The organism is Bradyrhizobium sp. 604_D8_N2_3 (assembly GCF_051810765.1).
Taxonomy (GTDB): Bacteria; Pseudomonadota; Alphaproteobacteria; order Rhizobiales; family Xanthobacteraceae; genus Bradyrhizobium; species Bradyrhizobium barranii.
Map to the genome: position 1 here is coordinate 6,251,255 of NZ_JBPWPM010000001.1, position 16,212 is coordinate 6,267,466.

A 16,212-nucleotide genomic window follows, 5' to 3' on the forward strand; every position below is an offset into this window, starting at 1 on the left:
TCTCGCCACAGCTGGATCGGCGAGCCCAGGAAACCGATCAGTTGACGAGGATGTCGATCCTCCCGAAGCGCTGCACCACGTTGGCGACCAGACTCTCGACGTCTTCGGCGATCGAGACGTCGCCGGATCGGATCATGCAGCGATCGGTGCCTAGCTCTGCACCGACTTCGGCCAATTTGAACTCGCGCCGTCCGTTGAGCACGACAATGGCGCCTTCGCCGTGAAAGCGCCTTGCGGCTGCGGCGCCGATGCCGCTGCCGGCGCCCGTAACGATGACGACTTTGTCCTTGAACCGATCATTCATGCCAATAACTCCATCCGAACCCGCAAGGTCCGGACAAGAGCTAGGACACCGGAAAGACGGCTTGGTTTCAGCCGAACCGGATTCGGTTACGATTGAAATCTGTCGCGCGAAGCGTTCCGCGAATCGATGTGAGGCCGCTCACCCGCAGTTCCAGACCGCGCCGATCGGGGTCCGCGTCCAGCACGGCCCGAAGCTGCCGCCATTGTAGCGGCCGCCGCCGAAGCCGGGCCGGCCGAAATAGCGCCATTCGCCGTCCCAGCCGTAATATTGGGGAACCGGGTCGATATACCAATGGCGACGATCGCTCCGCGACATGCGGCGCATCGCCTCCTTCTGCTTGTAGAGCGGAATGCTGTTGCTCAGCGGCTGGCGATAGCCCGGCAGGAAGCCGTAGCCATGCCAAGCCTGCTTAGGACGCTTTTGAACGGGCTCAGCGGGCGCGACGGCCGGCAGCAGAGACAGGATGACAGCAACGGATAGACACATAAGGCGAGACATGAACCGACCATAGACAGTCGGGAGCTGACAGGCCACTCAAATTCGAGTGCGAGACTTTTCGCCGCTTCGATTCACCGTGCTCTCCCGATAAGCTTGAAAAAGCAGCATGAGAGCTGCGCGGACAACCGCTTATTCCGGAGCGAGCGAATGCCTCAAACCCCGCCCGTCGGCGCCTTCGCCATCATTCCGAGTAACGATCTTGCCGCTGCTATACCGTTCTGGGAGCGTCTTGGCTTCACGCGCGCGGGCGGTGACGCCGGCTACGTGATCATGAGGGGGTGGGGCTGCGAGGTGCATCTCACGCAAGCCGGCGATGGCCCGTGGCGCGTGCCCGAGCACAATCCCTTCGGCGTCTTCATTCGCACGCCCGACGTCGAGGCCATTGCCGCACGCGTGGACGATCTGATCATCCGGCCGGGCGGCGTGCTGCGCCACCGCGAATGGGGGATGTATGAGGTCGGCATCAACGGACCTGACGGCCTTCTCGTCCGGATCGGCTGGCCTTCCGATCTGATGACCTCCCGCGGCTGACGATGCCCCTCCCGAGTGGGGTGATGGCAGACGATCGCGTAACGATTGATCCGACCCATCGGGGCTTTGTTGCTGTACTGTCTGCTTCGCTATTCGTGGTGCATTGTCGCGAGGAGCATGCATGTCCACGGCGATCTCGACGCTCGGCGGGGTAGGTCTCTTCCTGCTCGGCATGACCGTGATGACGGAGGGCCTGAAGACGCTGGCCGGCTCCGCGCTGCGCGGGGTGCTCGGCAAGGCGGCATCGACGCCGCTCCTTGGCTCATTTTGGGGAGCCATCGTCACGCTGCTGGTGCAGTCCTCCAGCGCGACGACGATGACGACGATCGGTCTTGTCAGCGCCGGCCTGCTGACGTTCCAGCAAGGGTTGAGCCTGGTCTTCGGCGCGAATATCGGCACCACGGGGACCGGCTGGCTGGTCGCGCTGATCGGCGTCCGTGTCTCGCTAACGGCCGCGGCGTTGCCGATGATCTTCGTCGGCGCGTTGACCAAGCTTCTCGGCCGAGGGCGAGTTTCCGGCGCCGGTGCCGCGCTCGCGGGATTTGGACTCGTGCTGTTCGGGCTGACGACCCTGCAGCAGGGCATGGCCGGGCTGGCGGAACGTTTGCACCCGGCGGACCTGCCCGCGGTCCTCGGCAGTCCCGGGACGTCATGGTGGTCGGGCCTGCTCGGCGTGCTGGCGCTGGTGGTGATCGGATTGGTCATGACCGCGCTGATGCAATCGTCGACGGCCGCCATCGCAGTGACCTTGTCCGGCTATTTCGCAGGCGCAATCGGGTTGGACCAGGCCTGCGCGTTGATCATCGGCCAGAACATCGGAACGGCGACGAGTTCCGCGCTCGCCGCGATCGGCGCGAGCGCCACCGCGAAGCGGTTGGCCATCGCTTACGTTCTTTTCAAGCTGATCGCCGCGCTCATCGCGCTGGTAGCTTTTCCCGTCGTAACGCCCTTGCTGCTGCGCGCCTCGGACACGATCGACGGCGTCACGCTGCTGGCCGGGTACCACACAGCCTTCAACGTCGTCGGCGTCGCGGTCCTGCTCCCGCTGACCAACCCGTTTACGCGGCTGGTCGAACGGATCCTGCCCGAGCGCGGCTCGCCGCTGACGCGATGTCTCGATCCTTCGGCGCTTGAGACCCCGATCGTGGCCGTCGAGGCGGTACGGCGCACGATCGCGCGCGTGCTCCTGACGGTGTGCGGTTCGGTCGAGGCGAAACTGGCGGCCCGCGCTGCACCGATACGGCTGGGAAAGGACACCGTCTCCGTGCAGGAAGCGGCCGATGCCGTGAGCCAGGCGCAAATATTCCTGTCGGATGTGGCCGGGCCACCCGACACCGACGACGAGCAACGGCGTCTCACGAGCACGCTGCACGCACTCGACCACGCATCTCGACTGACGGACCTCGCAAGTGGAGGAAACAATTTCGGCTCGGTGGCAGGCGGGCCGGAGGACATCCGCGCCGGAGAGCTATGTGCCGAGGTCATGCGGAGCGCCGCCGCGATTGCGCGCGGCGTCGCGGCGCCGCCCCGCGGATCGACGCACTTCGCGCCCGCCTCGCATGCCGGCGACATCTTGGCTGGTCCCCGCGCCGACCCGCCCGACGAGGCCATCGCCGAGTTCGAGCGTTGTACGACACAACTCCGTGAAATGCTGCGCATCCACCGCAGCGCGACGCTTGGTGCGGTGGCCAATGGAACACTGACCGCAGACTCTGCCCTCCTTCGCGTCGAGGCGGTTCGCAACCTCGAGGCGTTGTCGCAGCACGCCTGGCGTTCGGCGATCCATCTCATCGGTCGCGGCTAGCGCGTTTTCAAGCGAAGAAGTGGATACCGGTTCGCGTCAAGAAAACGCGTCAAACAAGAATCTGGAGCCCCGTTCCGATCCCATCGGAAGGGGCTCTAGATCACGCCCTTGCGGATCAGGAAGCAGCCATAGCCCCTGCTGTCGCCGACCTGCACGACACCGAACCCCGCCGACGCCGCGCGATAGAATTCCGAGCGCGAGAGCTTGCCGGGGCTGACGGCGCCGCCGGCCGCGCGTTCGATCTCCGCCAGCACCGCGCGCTGCACGTCGGGGACGCAATCGGGATCGTCGACCGGCGCCATCACGCGCACCGGATCGGGATCGAAATCGTAGAGCGGGTCTTTCGCGGGCCGAACCGGCGCGGCCGGTCATCGGCCGTTCACCATAGCAGGTTCCAAGCGTGATTCAGATCACGCAGCTCATCATGGTGATTGCGATCACGGACCAAGGGCTCGAACGCGACCAGGCTTCCTCGCAACCAATCTCGCATCGAGATGAGTGCCAGAGGAGCACGCCATGTCCCGCCTAAAGCCTTTCCTGATGACGGCTGGCCTCGTGGGAAGCCTGTTCGGCTTCGCCTGCGGCCCTGCTTCCGCGCAAGTCGCCCCGGTCCAGCCTGCCCCCGCCGCGCTGCAAGGGCCGGAGCAGCGGCTCGCGCTGGTGATCGGCAATTCCAACTACAAGAACGCGCCGCAGCTCCAAAACCCCGACAATGACGCGCAGTCGATGGCGCAGTTCCTGAACTCCGCCGGCTTCGAGGTGGTTGCCGCGACCGACCTGACCCAGAACGACATGCTCCGCGTCGTCCAGGACTTTTCCGCCAAGGTTTCCGCGCGGGGTCCGAACACTGTCGCCATGGTCTACTACGCCGGTCACGGCGTGCAGCTCGCCGGCGAGAACTATCTCGTCCCCGTCGATGCGAAAGTTTCGAACCCCACCGAGCTCGTGAGCAACTCGGTGCGCCTCGTCGACGTGATGTCGACGCTGGAGACGATCCCGAGCCGCATGCGCATCGTCATCCTCGATGCCTGCCGCAACAATCCGTTCCCTGATGTCAACGACGCCGGCCGCGGCCTCGCCATCGTCGATGCGCCGAACGGCTCGATCGTCGGCTACTCGACCGCGCCGGGTGCGGAAGCACAGGACGGCACCAACGGCCACAGCCCCTATACCCAGGCCTTCCTCAACGTCGCGCGCGAACCCAACGTGCCGATCGAGCAGCTGTTCAAGCGCGTGCGCCTCGAAGTGAACCAGACCACCAGCGGCGCGCAGATCCCGTGGGAAAGCTCGTCGCTGACCTCGGACTTCACCTTCTTCGGCGACACCGCTGTCGCCGCCAACCGCGCGCCGGTGAATGCGCCTGTCGTGCAGGTGGCCGCCAACCTGCCGAGCCGTTCGACGCGCCAGGCCTATGACTACGTCGTGTCCGAGGGACGGCCGGAGTACTATCAGGAGTTCATCCAGATGTACCCGCATGACCCGCTATGCGACCACATCCGCTGGCTGCTCTCGAACCTGCTGATCACGCAGGCCTGGCACAAGGCGGTGCTCGCGAACTCCCCGCTCGGCTACAAGAGCTTCTACGACAGCTACGGCAACAGCCCCTATGCGCAATCCGCGCTGAAGCTCCAGACCCAGCCGAAGCTGATCCCCCTGATGCAGGCGACCAAGTTCCTGGCGCCGCAAAACATTGCTCCGACGTTCAAGGTCGGCAATCTCGGCCAGCCCAAATACATGCCGCTGATGCAGCAGGGCAATGGCGGTGGGCAGATGAATGGCAATCTGCCGGTCGTGCAGAAGCCGATCGACAGCAACGTCATCGGCAAGCTCGGCAATGGCGGCCAGATCGTCAACCTGCCGGCCGGCAACAATCAGCCGAACCAGCCGAACGGCACGCCGTCGCAGACCCCGGGCAAGATCGTCACCCTGCCCGCGACCAACACAACGCAGAACGGCCGCAGCAACAATACCGGCACTGCCAACGGCACGACCAACGGCACTCCTGGCAAGATCGTCAGCATGCCGGTGAATGTCGGCAAGGGTGGCACGACCGTCGATACGAAGCCGGTCGTTCAGGCGCAGAACAACCCGATCCGCGTCAACAACGGCGTGAAGCTCAACAACAATCCGGTGAACAAGGTGCAGGTCCAGAACAACCAGCAGAACAACCGCCCGCAGTTCAATGCGGCCAACCGTGTGGTCAACAACGGCGGCAACAACTTCCGGCAGTCGATGAACCAGGCGCCCTCGATGGGCGGCGGCAACAATCACCGCGGCATCATGCGCTGATCGCCACAAGCGAAACGACAAAGGGGCAGAGCGGCGACGCTCTGCCCCTTCCTCATGTTAGAAGGTCCGAAACCTAAGCAACCAGCTCGGCAAACAGATCCGCATCGACATTGCCGCCGGAGAGCACGATGACGACGTTCTTCCCGGCGACGTCGAGGCGGCCGGCAAGCAGCGCGGCAAGACCGACGGCACCGCCCGGCTCGACCACCAGCTTCAGCTCGCGATAGGCAAAGGCCACGGCCGCACCGACTTCCTTGTCCGACGCAGTCACGCCGCGCGCCAAGAGCTTGCTGTTGATCGCAAAGGTCATCTCGCCGGGGATCAGGGCCATCAGCGCATCGCAGATGGTGCGGCCCGCAGGCCCATGCGGCTCGCGGTGGCCGGCGGTCAGCGAAATGCCGTGATCGTCGAACGCCTCGGGCTCGGCCACCACGATCTCGGCGAGCGGATAGCGCGCCTTCACTGCAGTGGCGACACCCGCGATCAGGCCGCCGCCGGAGGCCGGCGCCACCACGATGTCGGGGCTGAGGCCGAGCGCAGCCATGTCCTCCGCGATCTCACGACCTGCGGTGCCCTGCCCCGCGATCACGAACGGATCGTCATAGGGCCTGACCAGCGTCGCGCCGCGCTTCTCGGCGATGCCGCGCGAGATCGCCTCGCGGTCGTCGCGGTCGCGATCGTACAGCACGACCTCAGCGCCGTAGGATTTGGTGCGCTCGCGCTTCGACAGCGGCGCATCCGCGGGCATCACGATGGTCGCGTGCATGTCGAGGATCTTGGCAGCCGCCGCGACGCCCTGGGCGTGGTTGCCGGACGAGAACGCGACGACACCGCCGGCGCGCTTGTCCTGCGGGATCGAGGCGACCTTGTTGAAAGCGCCGCGGAACTTGAAGGAGCCGGTGCGCTGGAGCATCTCCGGCTTCAGGAAGACCTTTGCGCCGACGCGCTCGTTGAGCACGGGAAAGGACAACAGCGGGGTGCGGATGGCGAAGGGCGCGATCACGCGTGCTGCTGCTTCGATATCGGCAGGGCCGATTGGGAGGAGATGTTCGGTCATGCCTGATGTTATCGCGCCGGACGAGGCGCGGGGCAAGACACCTGCGCGCGATGAACCTTGGTTTTCAGGCTACGAAACTAACCGGCTCCGCCCCATTCCTGCCAGGAAGCACCGCGCCAACCGCCTTGATGCTGTCCACAAACGCCCTCGCCGAGGCCTCCCAGGTGTAATTGGCGGCGAATTCGACGCAGTCCTGCCGGGAGACGTCGAGCGCCGCGAAGCAGGCGTTGCGCAGATCATGATCGAGGGCGCCGACCGGTGCATCGCCGATCACGTCGCGAGGGCCCTTCACCGGGAAGGCCGCGACCGGCAGGCCGCTGGCGAGCGCTTCCAGCAGGACCAGGCCGAACGTGTCGGTCTTGCTGGGGAACACGAACACGTCGGCCGCAGCATAGATTGCCGCCAGCGCCTCGCCGTGCTTCTCGCCCAGGAAGATCGCATCCGGATAGGCTTCTTCCAGCGCGACCCGCGCCGGGCCGTCGCCGACGATCACCTTGGTGCCGGGCAGATCGAGATCGAGAAACGCCTCGAGATTCTTCTCCACCGCGATCCGGCCGACCGAGAGAAACACTGGCGCCGGCAGGCAGAGGTCGATCCCACGGGGGTGGAACAGGCTGGTGTCGACGCCGCGCGGCCACAGCACGACGTTGTCGAAGCCACGTTCACCAAGCTCGCGGGCGAGCGCAGGCGTCGCCGCCATCACGGCGCGGCTGGGCGCGTGAAATCGGCGCAGCGCCCGCCAGATCAGGGATTCCGGAACCGGCACGCGGGCGCGGACATATTCGGGAAAGCGGGTGTGGAAGCTGCTCGTGAACGGCAGCTTGCGCTGGCGGCAGTAGCGGCGGACCATCAGGCCGATCGGCCCCTCCGTCGCGATGTGGATGCTGTCGGGGCGCGCCTCTTCGATCAGCTTCGCGATTCGCGCCGGGCGCGGCATGGCGAGCCGCACGTCGCGGTAGCTCGGCATCGCAAAGGTGCGGAACGATTGCGGCGTCAGGAACGTGAACTCGACGCCGAGCCCCTTGGCGGCGTCTGCGAGCTTGGTCAGCGTCCGAACCACACCATTGACTTGCGGGTGCCAGGCGTCGGTCGCGACCAGGATGCGCATCAAGCGGCCCTTGCTGCGACCTGCGGGACCTGTGCCGGCTTCCGCGCCTGATCTGCCCAGGTGATGATCTCGAAATGACCGTCGTCATGCTCGACCAGCGCCGTGCAGCTCTCGACCCAGTCGCCGCAGTTCATGTAGCGGATGCCGGCCTCGTCGCGGATCACGGCATAGTGGATGTGGCCGCAGATCACGCCGTCGGCGTCGTGACGCCGCGCTTCGGCGGCGAGCGCCTGCTCGAACGCGCCGATATAGTTGACGGCGTTCTTGACCTTCTGCTTGGCCCATTGCGACAGCGACCAATAGGGCACCTTGAACATGCGCCGGAAGAAGTTGACGAAGCGATTCATCTGTATCGCGAAGTCGTAGGCCTTGTCGCCGAGATGGGCGAGCCAGCGCGCGTTCTGCACCACGAGATCGAAGATGTCGCCGTGGATGACGAGGTAGCGCTTGCCGTCCACGCCGGTGTGGACGGTGTTCTCGACGACGTCGATGCCGCCGAAATGCGTGCCGTAATAGTTGCGCAGGAATTCGTCGTGATTGCCGGGAATGTAGATGACCTTGGCGCCCTTCCGCGCCTTGCGCAGCAGCTTCTGGACCAGGTCGTTATGCGACTGCGGCCAGTGCCAGCTCGATTTCAGCGCCCAGCCGTCGACGATATCGCCGACGAGATAGATCGTATCGGCATCGTGGTAGCGAAGGAAGTCGAGCAGAAGGTCGGCTTGAGAACCGCGGGCTCCGAGATGAACGTCGGAGATGAACAACGTGCGAAAGCGCCTTTCAGGGCTCTCGTCACTCACATCGTAACTTCCCATGCGACAGCCTGTAACAATATCCCGTGACAGGGGATGACCAATGAACCTTTGAGGCACCCTCGGATACGAATCAAACCTCGCCTCGCCCGTCCCGCGAATATCAGTCGCATGCGACAATCAGGCGACATGACGCCGCAACGGCCTCCGCAAGACCCCGGAACCGATGGCTGAACAGGTTAACGGCGGCGGTCCCGCGCGCCGCTGGCGGTGCGCTCGCGGCCCCGATCAGTAAAATTTGTGGAAATGATGGATCGGCCCGTGGCCGTGGCCGACGCTGAAGCGGTCGGCGGCCGCGATCGCTGCGCTGATCCAGGCCTTGGCGTTCCGCACGGCCCGCGCGAGATCCTCGCCCCTAGCAAGCCCCGCCGCGACGGCCGAGGACAGCGAGCACCCCGTGCCGTGGGTGTTGCGGGTGGCGACGCGCGGCGCCACAAGCGCGATCGTGTTCTCGGCCTCGACGAGATAGTCGATGCTTTCGGCGCCCTCGCCGTGCCCGCCCTTGATCAGGACCGCACGGCAGCCCAGCGCCAGCAGCCGGCGCCCCTGGCTCTCGATCTCGGCCTCGCGTGTCGCGACGGGCTCGTCGAGCAGAGCCGCGGCCTCCGGCAGATTAGGCGTGATCACCGACGCCAGCGGCATCAGTTTTTTGCGCAGGGCTTCCACCGCCTCCGCGGCGAGCAGGCGATCGCCCGAGGTTGCGACCATCACGGGATCGAGCACGATATGCTCGGGCTTCCAGCGCGACAGCGCGCCCGCGATCGCATCGATGCTGGCGGCCTGCGCCACCATGCCGATCTTCACCGCGCCGACCTCGAGATCGGAAAACACGGCATCGATCTGCGCGGTGACGAAGTCGGCGGGCACCGCGTGGATGCCGGTGACGCCTTTTGTGTTCTGCGCCGTCAGCGCCGTGATGGCGGAGGCGCCATAGACGCCGAACGCGGCAAAGGTCTTCAGGTCGGCCTGGATGCCGGCGCCGCCGCTCGAATCGGAGCCGGCGATGGTGAGCGCCACGGGCGTCGTCATGGGGCGATTTTCCGCGTTTTTGAGACCATCGCCCGTCCTAGCGCGCACCCCGGTGGCCCGCAAGTTCGCTTGCTAAATCCGGCCGATTTTGGCCTATTAGCCGCCAGATAAGCTTCGGAGTGACTGCAATGGTTCCTTTTTTCGTCCAGATCAAATGCAAGCTCGGCCAGTCTTACACGGTCGCCAACGCGCTTGCCGAAGCCGAGATCGCCTCCGAGATCTACTCCACGGCCGGCCATTACGATTTGCTGGTAAAGTTCTACGTCGATAAGGACACCGACATCGGCCACTTCATCAACGAGAAGGTGCAGGTGCTGCCGGGCATCCAGGACACCCTGACTATCATCACCTTCAAGGCGTTTGGCGCGAGCTAGGGTGTGCACTCACAGAGGGCCGGATGGGAAGTACGCTTCCGAGACAGCGCAGCGGACCAATTGTACTCAAAGTGAGTTCTTCGGATTTTAACCATCGCGCACATCATCCAGCGCTCGACACCCTCTCGCACTGGCAAGGCCCAACGCGCTTCATCGATGACGGCCGCGTCGACATCGCGCCAATGTCCGGTCAAAAAACGGATAGTCTCCAAGTGGTTGGGGCCTTTGCATCGTAGCCCACGCGCTTAGGTCCGCGGAGGAACAATTCGGCGGCCCGATCGCTTGCACCTATGCCGCGCGCAAAGTGTGAAATATTTCATTGAACATACAACCCTGGAATGCTCTTTTCGCACGGATCGTGAGCGCCGGGGGCCGGCAATGCCCAAAGGACCGCTTGTTTCGATAGCAGTGGCTGTCTGGGCGCTTTGCACAGGCGGCTTAGCCTGGGCGGTTCGCCCAGCAGCGATAGACCCCGCTGCCATCCTCCGTAACCAAGTCGACAAGATTGGTCCGGGTTCAGTTGTCTTTAATCCCCCGACGGAAATGACGGTCGGCTATCAGGAGCCAATAACCGTCCGGCCGCACCAACGTCATGGCGTGGCTCAAACTGAACAGATCGAGGTTGGCAGCTTCATGCGGGCTCGCCTATTCGGTGAAGGATTCACGGCAACAACGAGTCGCGATGACGCGCAAGCCGAGTGGCTTTATGCTGAGCTTCCAGCGAAGTCGGGCGACCAGACCGGTGCACCGCGCGACAAAATGTATCTCTTCGTTTCGCGAGTTCTGGGCAGCACGGAGGAGGTCTGGCAGGCAATCTTCGCATCCGATCGCCTAACTTATCGGCCACCCCGTCTCGTCCTGTACACAAGCGCCACCTACGCAGCCTGCGGATTAGCCGAGAAAATCATGGGACCATTTTATTGTCCTGATGATCAGAAAGTCTACCTCGACCTTTCGTTCTTCCAAGAGATGCAGACTGAACTTCACGCCTGCGATTCGAGCGGCGCTGACTGTCAACTTCCTCAGGCCTATGTGATAGCCCACGAAATCGGACATCACGTTCAGAACTTGCTGGGAATTATGCCAAAAGTGCGCCAGCTCCAAGAGAGCATGGAAACGGAGGCGGAGAGAAACCGGTTACAAGTTCTTCTCGAGTTGCAGGCCGATTGTCTCGCCGGCATTTGGGCGCGTAAAATTAAAGAGAAAGCGAAGATCAACGCGAGCGACATAGCAGCGGCAATTCGAACGACAGAAGCACTGGGCAATGACACCATGCAGAAAAGTGCCTTGGGGTACGTAGTGCCTGACTCGTTCACTCATGGCAGCGCCGCGCAGCGCCATCATTGGTTCGATGTCGGTTACGCAACTGGATTGGTGAAGAGCTGCAATACCTTTGCTGGAGCGCGGCAATGAGGCCCGACCTTCCCAACTCTCAACAGCCGAAGTCCGACGACGACTGCATACTACCGAGCGGGGCCGCTCGGGAGCCCCCACTGGACGAAGAGAAACTCCGCGACGAACGCCTGCTCGGTCTCTTGCATTTTCATTTTGAGGGGAGTGCCGTGCCCCAGCATTGGTTAAAATACTTGGCTGTTTGGTCAATTGCTTTCGCAACGGGCTTCGGGAGCAGCTACGCGCAACCGATCGTCGCCGAGCGAGACGTCCTTCAGATTTGCGAAGCGTTTTCGCGGAAGGCCCCAGAGCGAATGCCGGAAATTGTTCAGCCGGAAGCTGCCAAAAATTTCGTTGGGAGATACGCTCGCTTTTCGGACCGGCTACGAGGCTGCCTATCGGCATCGGAGCGCGAGCGCGAACCAAATAGCGTGACTTTTTTGATTCAGAACACACAGTACGAGAGTTACTGGAAGTTCCTCACTGATCCCAACTCAATTCAACGGATTTCTATCGAGAGGTTTAGGCCCATCACGCTGGCAGATGATGAGCCATGGCGCGCGCCTTTTGATGTGATAGTAGCCCCGATCAAGCCAACGATTAAACCCGGCGGCACTAAAATAGACCCGGATATCCAAGGCGGTGCAATTCAGAAAGGGAATCAAAGTACAGCGAGTGGGGCTAACGATACGGACAAATCCTTAGAAAACGCAGCGCAAGACTCCAAAATCGACACACGTATCGTTGAGTTTTTCTATGCAACGAACCGCAAACAGTCGGACACTCCCCCCGATGTCGAAGGCCATCCCCAGCCCGCATTCACAAGCGATGGACCTCCTGTCTACAGCTTAAACGGCTGGACTGCTGTCAGCGGCTACACAGGCGAGCGCAACCCTGATCTGAGTGTCGGGATCGTTCGCGTCCGGGTGCCTGAAGGACACCACATCGGAAACATAGAATTGCCCTCGAGCCTTAAGCTCTTCGGATTTAAGTTGAGAAGAGACACACTTGACCCAACGAAGCATTTTACTATTCGCAGCATCGAGAAAACAGACGAAGCGAAATGGATAAAAACGCTAGCGTCAACGAAGAAGAGAAAGGCTCTCGTGTTTGTCCATGGCTTCAATACCAAATTCCGCGACGCCGTCTTCCGGGCAGCGCAGATAACTTGGGATCTTCAGTTCAGAGGCACCACAATCTTATTCTCATGGCCGTCTCGCGGGGATATCGCGGACTATCTCTATGACAAAGAAAGCGCGTTGGCTTCGCGCACGGCCTTTCTTCGCGTGATCGACGATCTTTACAAAGCCGGATATGACAACATCGATGTGATAGCTCACAGTATGGGGAACTTGATCGCAGTTGAGGCCCTATCAAATAGCGCCGCGACACGATCACCCACGGCTATCGCGCAGTTGATTATGGTCGCCCCCGATGTGGACCGAGACATGTTTGTTCAAGACATCTCCGGCGTTGCAAAGGTCACTAAGGGGCTTACACTTTACGCATCCAAGAACGACAAGGCCTTGCAGCTATCGAAGCGTATTGCCGGGGGTATCCCGCGCGCAGGAGATGTACCTGATGCCGGGCCAGTTGTTTTGCCTGGACTTTGGACGATTGATGTCAGTCTAATTGGAGATGAACTGTTCGGACTAAATCATAACACGTTCGCCACAACACGAAATGTGCTTAACGATCTTGCGATACTACTTATGGAAGGCAAGCCTCCACCACGGCTAGTTGAAATCCGGGGCTTCCCTGAGCCTCCCCAAAAAGCCGCATACTTCCGCTACATACCCTAGACTAGCTGCCTTCCTTGCGTTTCGGCCGCGGCGGCCCGTCCACCGGCGGCAGCGATTTGATGTAATCCGCCATCGCCGCGAGATCCTCGTCCGGCAATTGCGAGGTGTTCTTGATCACGCGCGTCATCGCGCTGCCGACACTGTCGCCGTCGGGCAATTCGCCGGTCTTGAGGAAATAGGCAATATCCTTCGCGCTCCACTCGCCGAGACGCTTCTGTGTGATGTTGGGCACCCAGCCCTCGCCTTCCGGATTGGGGCCGCCGGCAAAGCGTTCTCCGGAGATAATGCCGCCAAGCGCATTGCGCGGGCTGTGGCATTCGGCGCAATGGCCGAAACTGTTGACGAGATAGGCGCCGCGATTCCATTGCGGCGACTTCGTGCCGTCGGCGACGAAGGGCTTTCCGTCCATAAACAAGAATTTCCAGATCCCGATGTTACGCCGGATGTCGAACGGAAAGCGCACGTCGTGGTCACGCACCTTGCCTGCAACGGGCGGCAGCGTTTTCAGATAGGCGAAGAGGTCGAGCACATCCTCGCGCCTGGCGCGCTGATAGGACGTGTAGGGAAACGCCGGAAAATAATGCTGTCCGTCCGGCGAGACCCCGTGCATGACCGCGTTGACGAAATCGGCGTCGGTCCATTTGCCGATGCCGTAGGTCGGATCGGAGGAGATGTTCGGCGCGTAGAACGTTCCGAACGGCGACTTGATCGCGACGCCGCCGCCGAGCCTGGTGCGATCGGGCTGGTCGGGGACGGCATGGCAGGACGTGCATCCGCCGGCGTTGAACATCACCTCGCCATTGGCGAGATTGGGGACATGGGTAGGCGCTGCGGCGGCACCGGCCGCCACCACCGGCGCGCTGAGCCACCAATAGACGCCCACAGCAGCGACCGCGGCAAGCAGCGCCACGACAATTGTTCGTTGCAACATGCAGATCCATTCATTGCTTGCCGCGAACTTATGACCGATGTCCACGCGGCTCCAGCCACGAAGAATTTAGCCCGCCCCGGCCGGATACGGGAATAAACTGAAACGGCCAATGTTGGAAGGTTGGCAGGCCAACGAGGTCTCAGGGAGAATGTCATGAACAAGACCGTCATCGCCATGGTCGCGCTGGGCGCCGCAGCTTTTGCAGCCCCCGCCGGCGCCGAAAAGCTGAAAGCAACGCTCGACGGCAAGTCCGAGGTGCCAGCAACCACCACCAGCGGCACCGGAACCGCCGATCTGGACTATGATGCCGCCAGCAAGAAGCTGTCCTGGAAGGTCACCTATTCCGGTCTGTCCGGCCCGGCAACAGCCGCCCACTTCCACGGGCCGGCCGAGGCCGGCAAGAACGCCGGCGTCGCGGTCGCGATCCCGAATGCGACCTCCAGCCCGGTCGAGGGCTCGGCGACGCTGACCGATGCGCAGGCCGCTGACCTGCTCGCCGGCAAGCTCTACGTCAACATCCACACCGCGGCCAATCCGGGCGGCGAGATCCGCGGCCAGGTGACGAAGTAACCTCAAGGCTGCTTCGTACGCGAAGGCCGGGCGCCGGAGGGAGCGTCCGGCCTTTTCGATTCCGCACGCCGCGAGGCGGCCGCGCACGCTCATTCCGGCATGCCGGCAACCCGGAGCGCTTGCGTCAGCTTTTCGGCATCTTCCCGTCGGCGGTATCGCCGTGTGTAGGCATCGATACGCTTATTGGGACATAGTTGCATCGCACGGTCGCAAATCCGCCGGGCTTCCCCAACCCGGTCTGACGCCGCATGGCATGCCGCCAGAATGAATTGCGCAGGCGGAAAGATCGGTATCAGCCTGATGGCGGCTGCCGCGCAAGCCAAGGCGTCATCATGACGGTCAGCAAGAAAATGAGCGTAAGCCAAGCCCGTCTGGGCATTGGCGCCCCCATGCGGATGAAGCGGGTTCAAACGCAATGCGGTGTTGAACTGCTCGATTGCGGCGTCACCACGACCAAGCCAGAGTTGGCTCCAACCGTTCCAATGTCGTGCGATGACGAGGTTTGGGTCCAGCTTTATCGCGCGCACGAGAAGAGCATCGCCTTCCTCGACCTCGCCTGCCACCTGGGAGAGCGCGTGTCCGGCCATCGCAAGCACCGACGGATCGTTCGGGTCAAGCTCGACCGCCCGCCTCGCCAGCCGCGCGGCTTCACTGTGTTCATGGGCTTCATCAGTGATCCAGTCGAAAACATTCCTCAGGACATAGCAACGGGCGCCGAGCGCGTATGCACGCGCGAATTCGGGATCGATCTCGCGGGCAGTTTTTGCGAGCTCGATAGCCTCGATGCTTGCTTCCTCGGTGAATTTGAAGAAGGAGGCAAATGCCCGAAGATAATAGTCGTAAGCCTGAAGGTTGTCGGTCGGCTGGCGTTGGGCGCGCTCGATTTCGGCGCGCTCCAGTCGCGGGGAGATTGCGCCGATGACGCTGCTCGTCAGCCGATCCTGCAGGTCGAAAAGATCTTCGATCTCACTGTCAAACCGGTCCGTCCAGAGATTCAGGCCGGTCGTCGCGTCGATCAACTGACCGGCAATTCGGACTCGATTGCCGGCCTTGCGCACACTGCCTTCGAGCACGTAGCGAACGCCCAGCTCCTGACCGATCTGTTTGACGTCGATCGCCCTGCCCTTGTAGGCCAGAGTCGAATGTCGCGCGATGACGAAAAGAGACTTCGAACGCGACAGTCCCGAAATGATGTCCTCGACCATACCGTCGGCAAAATAGTCCTGCTCCGGATCCGGGCACAGGTTGGCGAATGGAAGGACCGCGATCGAGGGTTTGTCGGGGAGCGAGAGCGCAGGTTTCGGCGTCTCGGCTCCGCCGTCGGCGGCCGCTGCGCCCTCGGCGGCAAGCGTTTCCCGGACCTGACCCACGAAGCGGAAGCCCCTGCGTGGCAGTGTTCTTATCAGCCGCTGCTCTTCGCCAGAATCCCCGATCGCGCATCGCGCACTGTTGAGGCGGGTCGTCAGCGCGGCATCGGACACGCAGCGCCCCTGCCAAATGGCATCGATGAGTTCATCCTTGCCTACGACGCGCTCCCTGTTGCGGATCAGGTAATCGAGGAGATCGAACACCAGTGGCGTAACTGAGATCCGATCCGCTCCGCGATGCAGCTCTCGCCGACCGGCGTCGAATGCATACTCCTCAAAGAGATAGCGCACGGTGCGAATCCCTTGGGTGAGCCCTCCGGGGCGACCGGGGTGGGCTTTTTGGCCCG

16 protein-coding genes are annotated in these 16,212 nt (G+C 62.6%); 7 read left to right on the forward strand and 9 right to left on the reverse strand.

Annotated elements, in window-relative coordinates:
* Positions 1-37 precede the first annotated feature (37 nt).
* Positions 38-304 (reverse strand): SDR family NAD(P)-dependent oxidoreductase, encoded by a 267-nt coding sequence (locus AB7245_RS30060; protein WP_283843394.1) that lies wholly within the window; start codon positions 302-304, stop codon positions 38-40.
* A 138-nt stretch (positions 305-442) separates the two neighbouring features.
* Positions 443-802 (reverse strand): hypothetical protein, encoded by a 360-nt coding sequence (locus AB7245_RS30065; RefSeq protein WP_063982225.1) that lies wholly within the window; start codon positions 800-802, stop codon positions 443-445.
* Between the two features lie 147 nt (positions 803-949).
* Between AB7245_RS30065 and AB7245_RS30070 the strand changes: the two genes are divergently transcribed.
* Positions 950-1,333 (forward strand): VOC family protein, encoded by a 384-nt coding sequence (locus tag AB7245_RS30070; protein ID WP_063986236.1) that lies wholly within the window; start codon positions 950-952, stop codon positions 1,331-1,333.
* Between the two features lie 121 nt (positions 1,334-1,454).
* Positions 1,455-3,137: a Na/Pi cotransporter family protein gene (locus tag AB7245_RS30075; protein ID WP_439035223.1), complete on the forward strand. Its 1,683-nt coding sequence runs from the start codon at positions 1,455-1,457 to the stop codon at positions 3,135-3,137.
* 95 nt (positions 3,138-3,232) lie between these two features.
* Here the strand turns inward: AB7245_RS30075 and AB7245_RS30080 are convergent, their stop codons facing one another.
* The gene (locus tag AB7245_RS30080; protein ID WP_371497739.1) at positions 3,233-3,448 is read right to left on the reverse strand and encodes an RbsD/FucU domain-containing protein; all 216 of its coding nucleotides are present in this window, start codon (positions 3,446-3,448) and stop codon (positions 3,233-3,235) included.
* 205 nt (positions 3,449-3,653) lie between these two features.
* Between AB7245_RS30080 and AB7245_RS30085 the strand changes: the two genes are divergently transcribed.
* Positions 3,654-5,426 carry a caspase family protein gene (locus tag AB7245_RS30085; protein ID WP_439035224.1) on the forward strand — a complete coding sequence of 591 codons (1,773 nt, stop codon included), beginning with the start codon at positions 3,654-3,656 and terminating at the stop codon, positions 5,424-5,426.
* A 73-nt stretch (positions 5,427-5,499) separates the two neighbouring features.
* Here the strand turns inward: AB7245_RS30085 and AB7245_RS30090 are convergent, their stop codons facing one another.
* From AB7245_RS30090 to thiD, 4 genes are all read right to left on the reverse strand, one after another.
* Complete coding sequence (locus AB7245_RS30090; protein ID WP_439035225.1) at positions 5,500-6,483, reverse strand: threonine/serine dehydratase; 984 nt, start codon at positions 6,481-6,483, stop codon at positions 5,500-5,502.
* A 64-nt stretch (positions 6,484-6,547) separates the two neighbouring features.
* Positions 6,548-7,591, reverse strand: a complete 1,044-nt coding sequence (locus AB7245_RS30095) for a glycosyltransferase family 4 protein (RefSeq protein ID WP_063982221.1) — start codon at positions 7,589-7,591, stop codon at positions 6,548-6,550.
* Entirely contained in the window at positions 7,591-8,403 is an 813-nt protein-coding gene (locus tag AB7245_RS30100; protein ID WP_028159777.1) for a UDP-2,3-diacylglucosamine diphosphatase, read from the reverse strand. Before AB7245_RS30100 ends, AB7245_RS30095 begins: the two co-directional genes overlap by 1 nt.
* 225 nt (positions 8,404-8,628) lie before the next feature.
* The gene (gene thiD / locus AB7245_RS30105; protein ID WP_439035226.1) at positions 8,629-9,429 is read right to left on the reverse strand and encodes a bifunctional hydroxymethylpyrimidine kinase/phosphomethylpyrimidine kinase; all 801 of its coding nucleotides are present in this window, start codon (positions 9,427-9,429) and stop codon (positions 8,629-8,631) included.
* Positions 9,430-9,557: 128 nt separating this feature from the next.
* On the opposite strand from thiD, the gene AB7245_RS30110 reads away from it, so the two are divergent.
* The 3 genes from AB7245_RS30110 to AB7245_RS30120 all read left to right on the forward strand — a co-directional run bounded on the left by AB7245_RS30110 (position 9,558) and on the right by AB7245_RS30120 (position 12,997).
* A complete protein-coding gene (locus AB7245_RS30110; RefSeq protein ID WP_014493934.1) occupies positions 9,558-9,803 on the forward strand; it encodes an Lrp/AsnC ligand binding domain-containing protein in 246 nt (81 codons plus the stop codon).
* 306 nt (positions 9,804-10,109) lie between these two features.
* On the forward strand, positions 10,110-11,216 hold the full coding sequence (gene ypfJ, locus AB7245_RS30115) for a KPN_02809 family neutral zinc metallopeptidase (protein WP_439035227.1): 1,107 nt from the start codon (positions 10,110-10,112) through the stop codon (positions 11,214-11,216).
* The gene (locus AB7245_RS30120; RefSeq protein WP_354124032.1) at positions 11,213-12,997 is read left to right on the forward strand and encodes an alpha/beta hydrolase; all 1,785 of its coding nucleotides are present in this window, start codon (positions 11,213-11,215) and stop codon (positions 12,995-12,997) included. The genes ypfJ and AB7245_RS30120 overlap by 4 nt, the downstream gene beginning before the upstream one ends.
* Before the next feature lies 1 nt (position 12,998).
* On the opposite strand, the gene AB7245_RS30125 is transcribed toward AB7245_RS30120, so the two are convergent.
* Positions 12,999-13,928: a c-type cytochrome gene (locus AB7245_RS30125; protein WP_439035228.1), complete on the reverse strand. Its 930-nt coding sequence runs from the start codon at positions 13,926-13,928 to the stop codon at positions 12,999-13,001.
* A 153-nt stretch (positions 13,929-14,081) separates the two neighbouring features.
* On the opposite strand from AB7245_RS30125, the gene AB7245_RS30130 reads away from it, so the two are divergent.
* Positions 14,082-14,498 (forward strand): CHRD domain-containing protein, encoded by a 417-nt coding sequence (locus AB7245_RS30130; RefSeq protein ID WP_014493929.1) that lies wholly within the window; start codon positions 14,082-14,084, stop codon positions 14,496-14,498.
* 89 nt (positions 14,499-14,587) lie between these two features.
* On the opposite strand, the gene AB7245_RS30135 is transcribed toward AB7245_RS30130, so the two are convergent.
* A complete protein-coding gene (locus AB7245_RS30135; protein WP_439035229.1) occupies positions 14,588-16,156 on the reverse strand; it encodes a winged helix-turn-helix domain-containing tetratricopeptide repeat protein in 1,569 nt (522 codons plus the stop codon).
* Positions 16,157-16,212 lie beyond the last annotated feature (56 nt).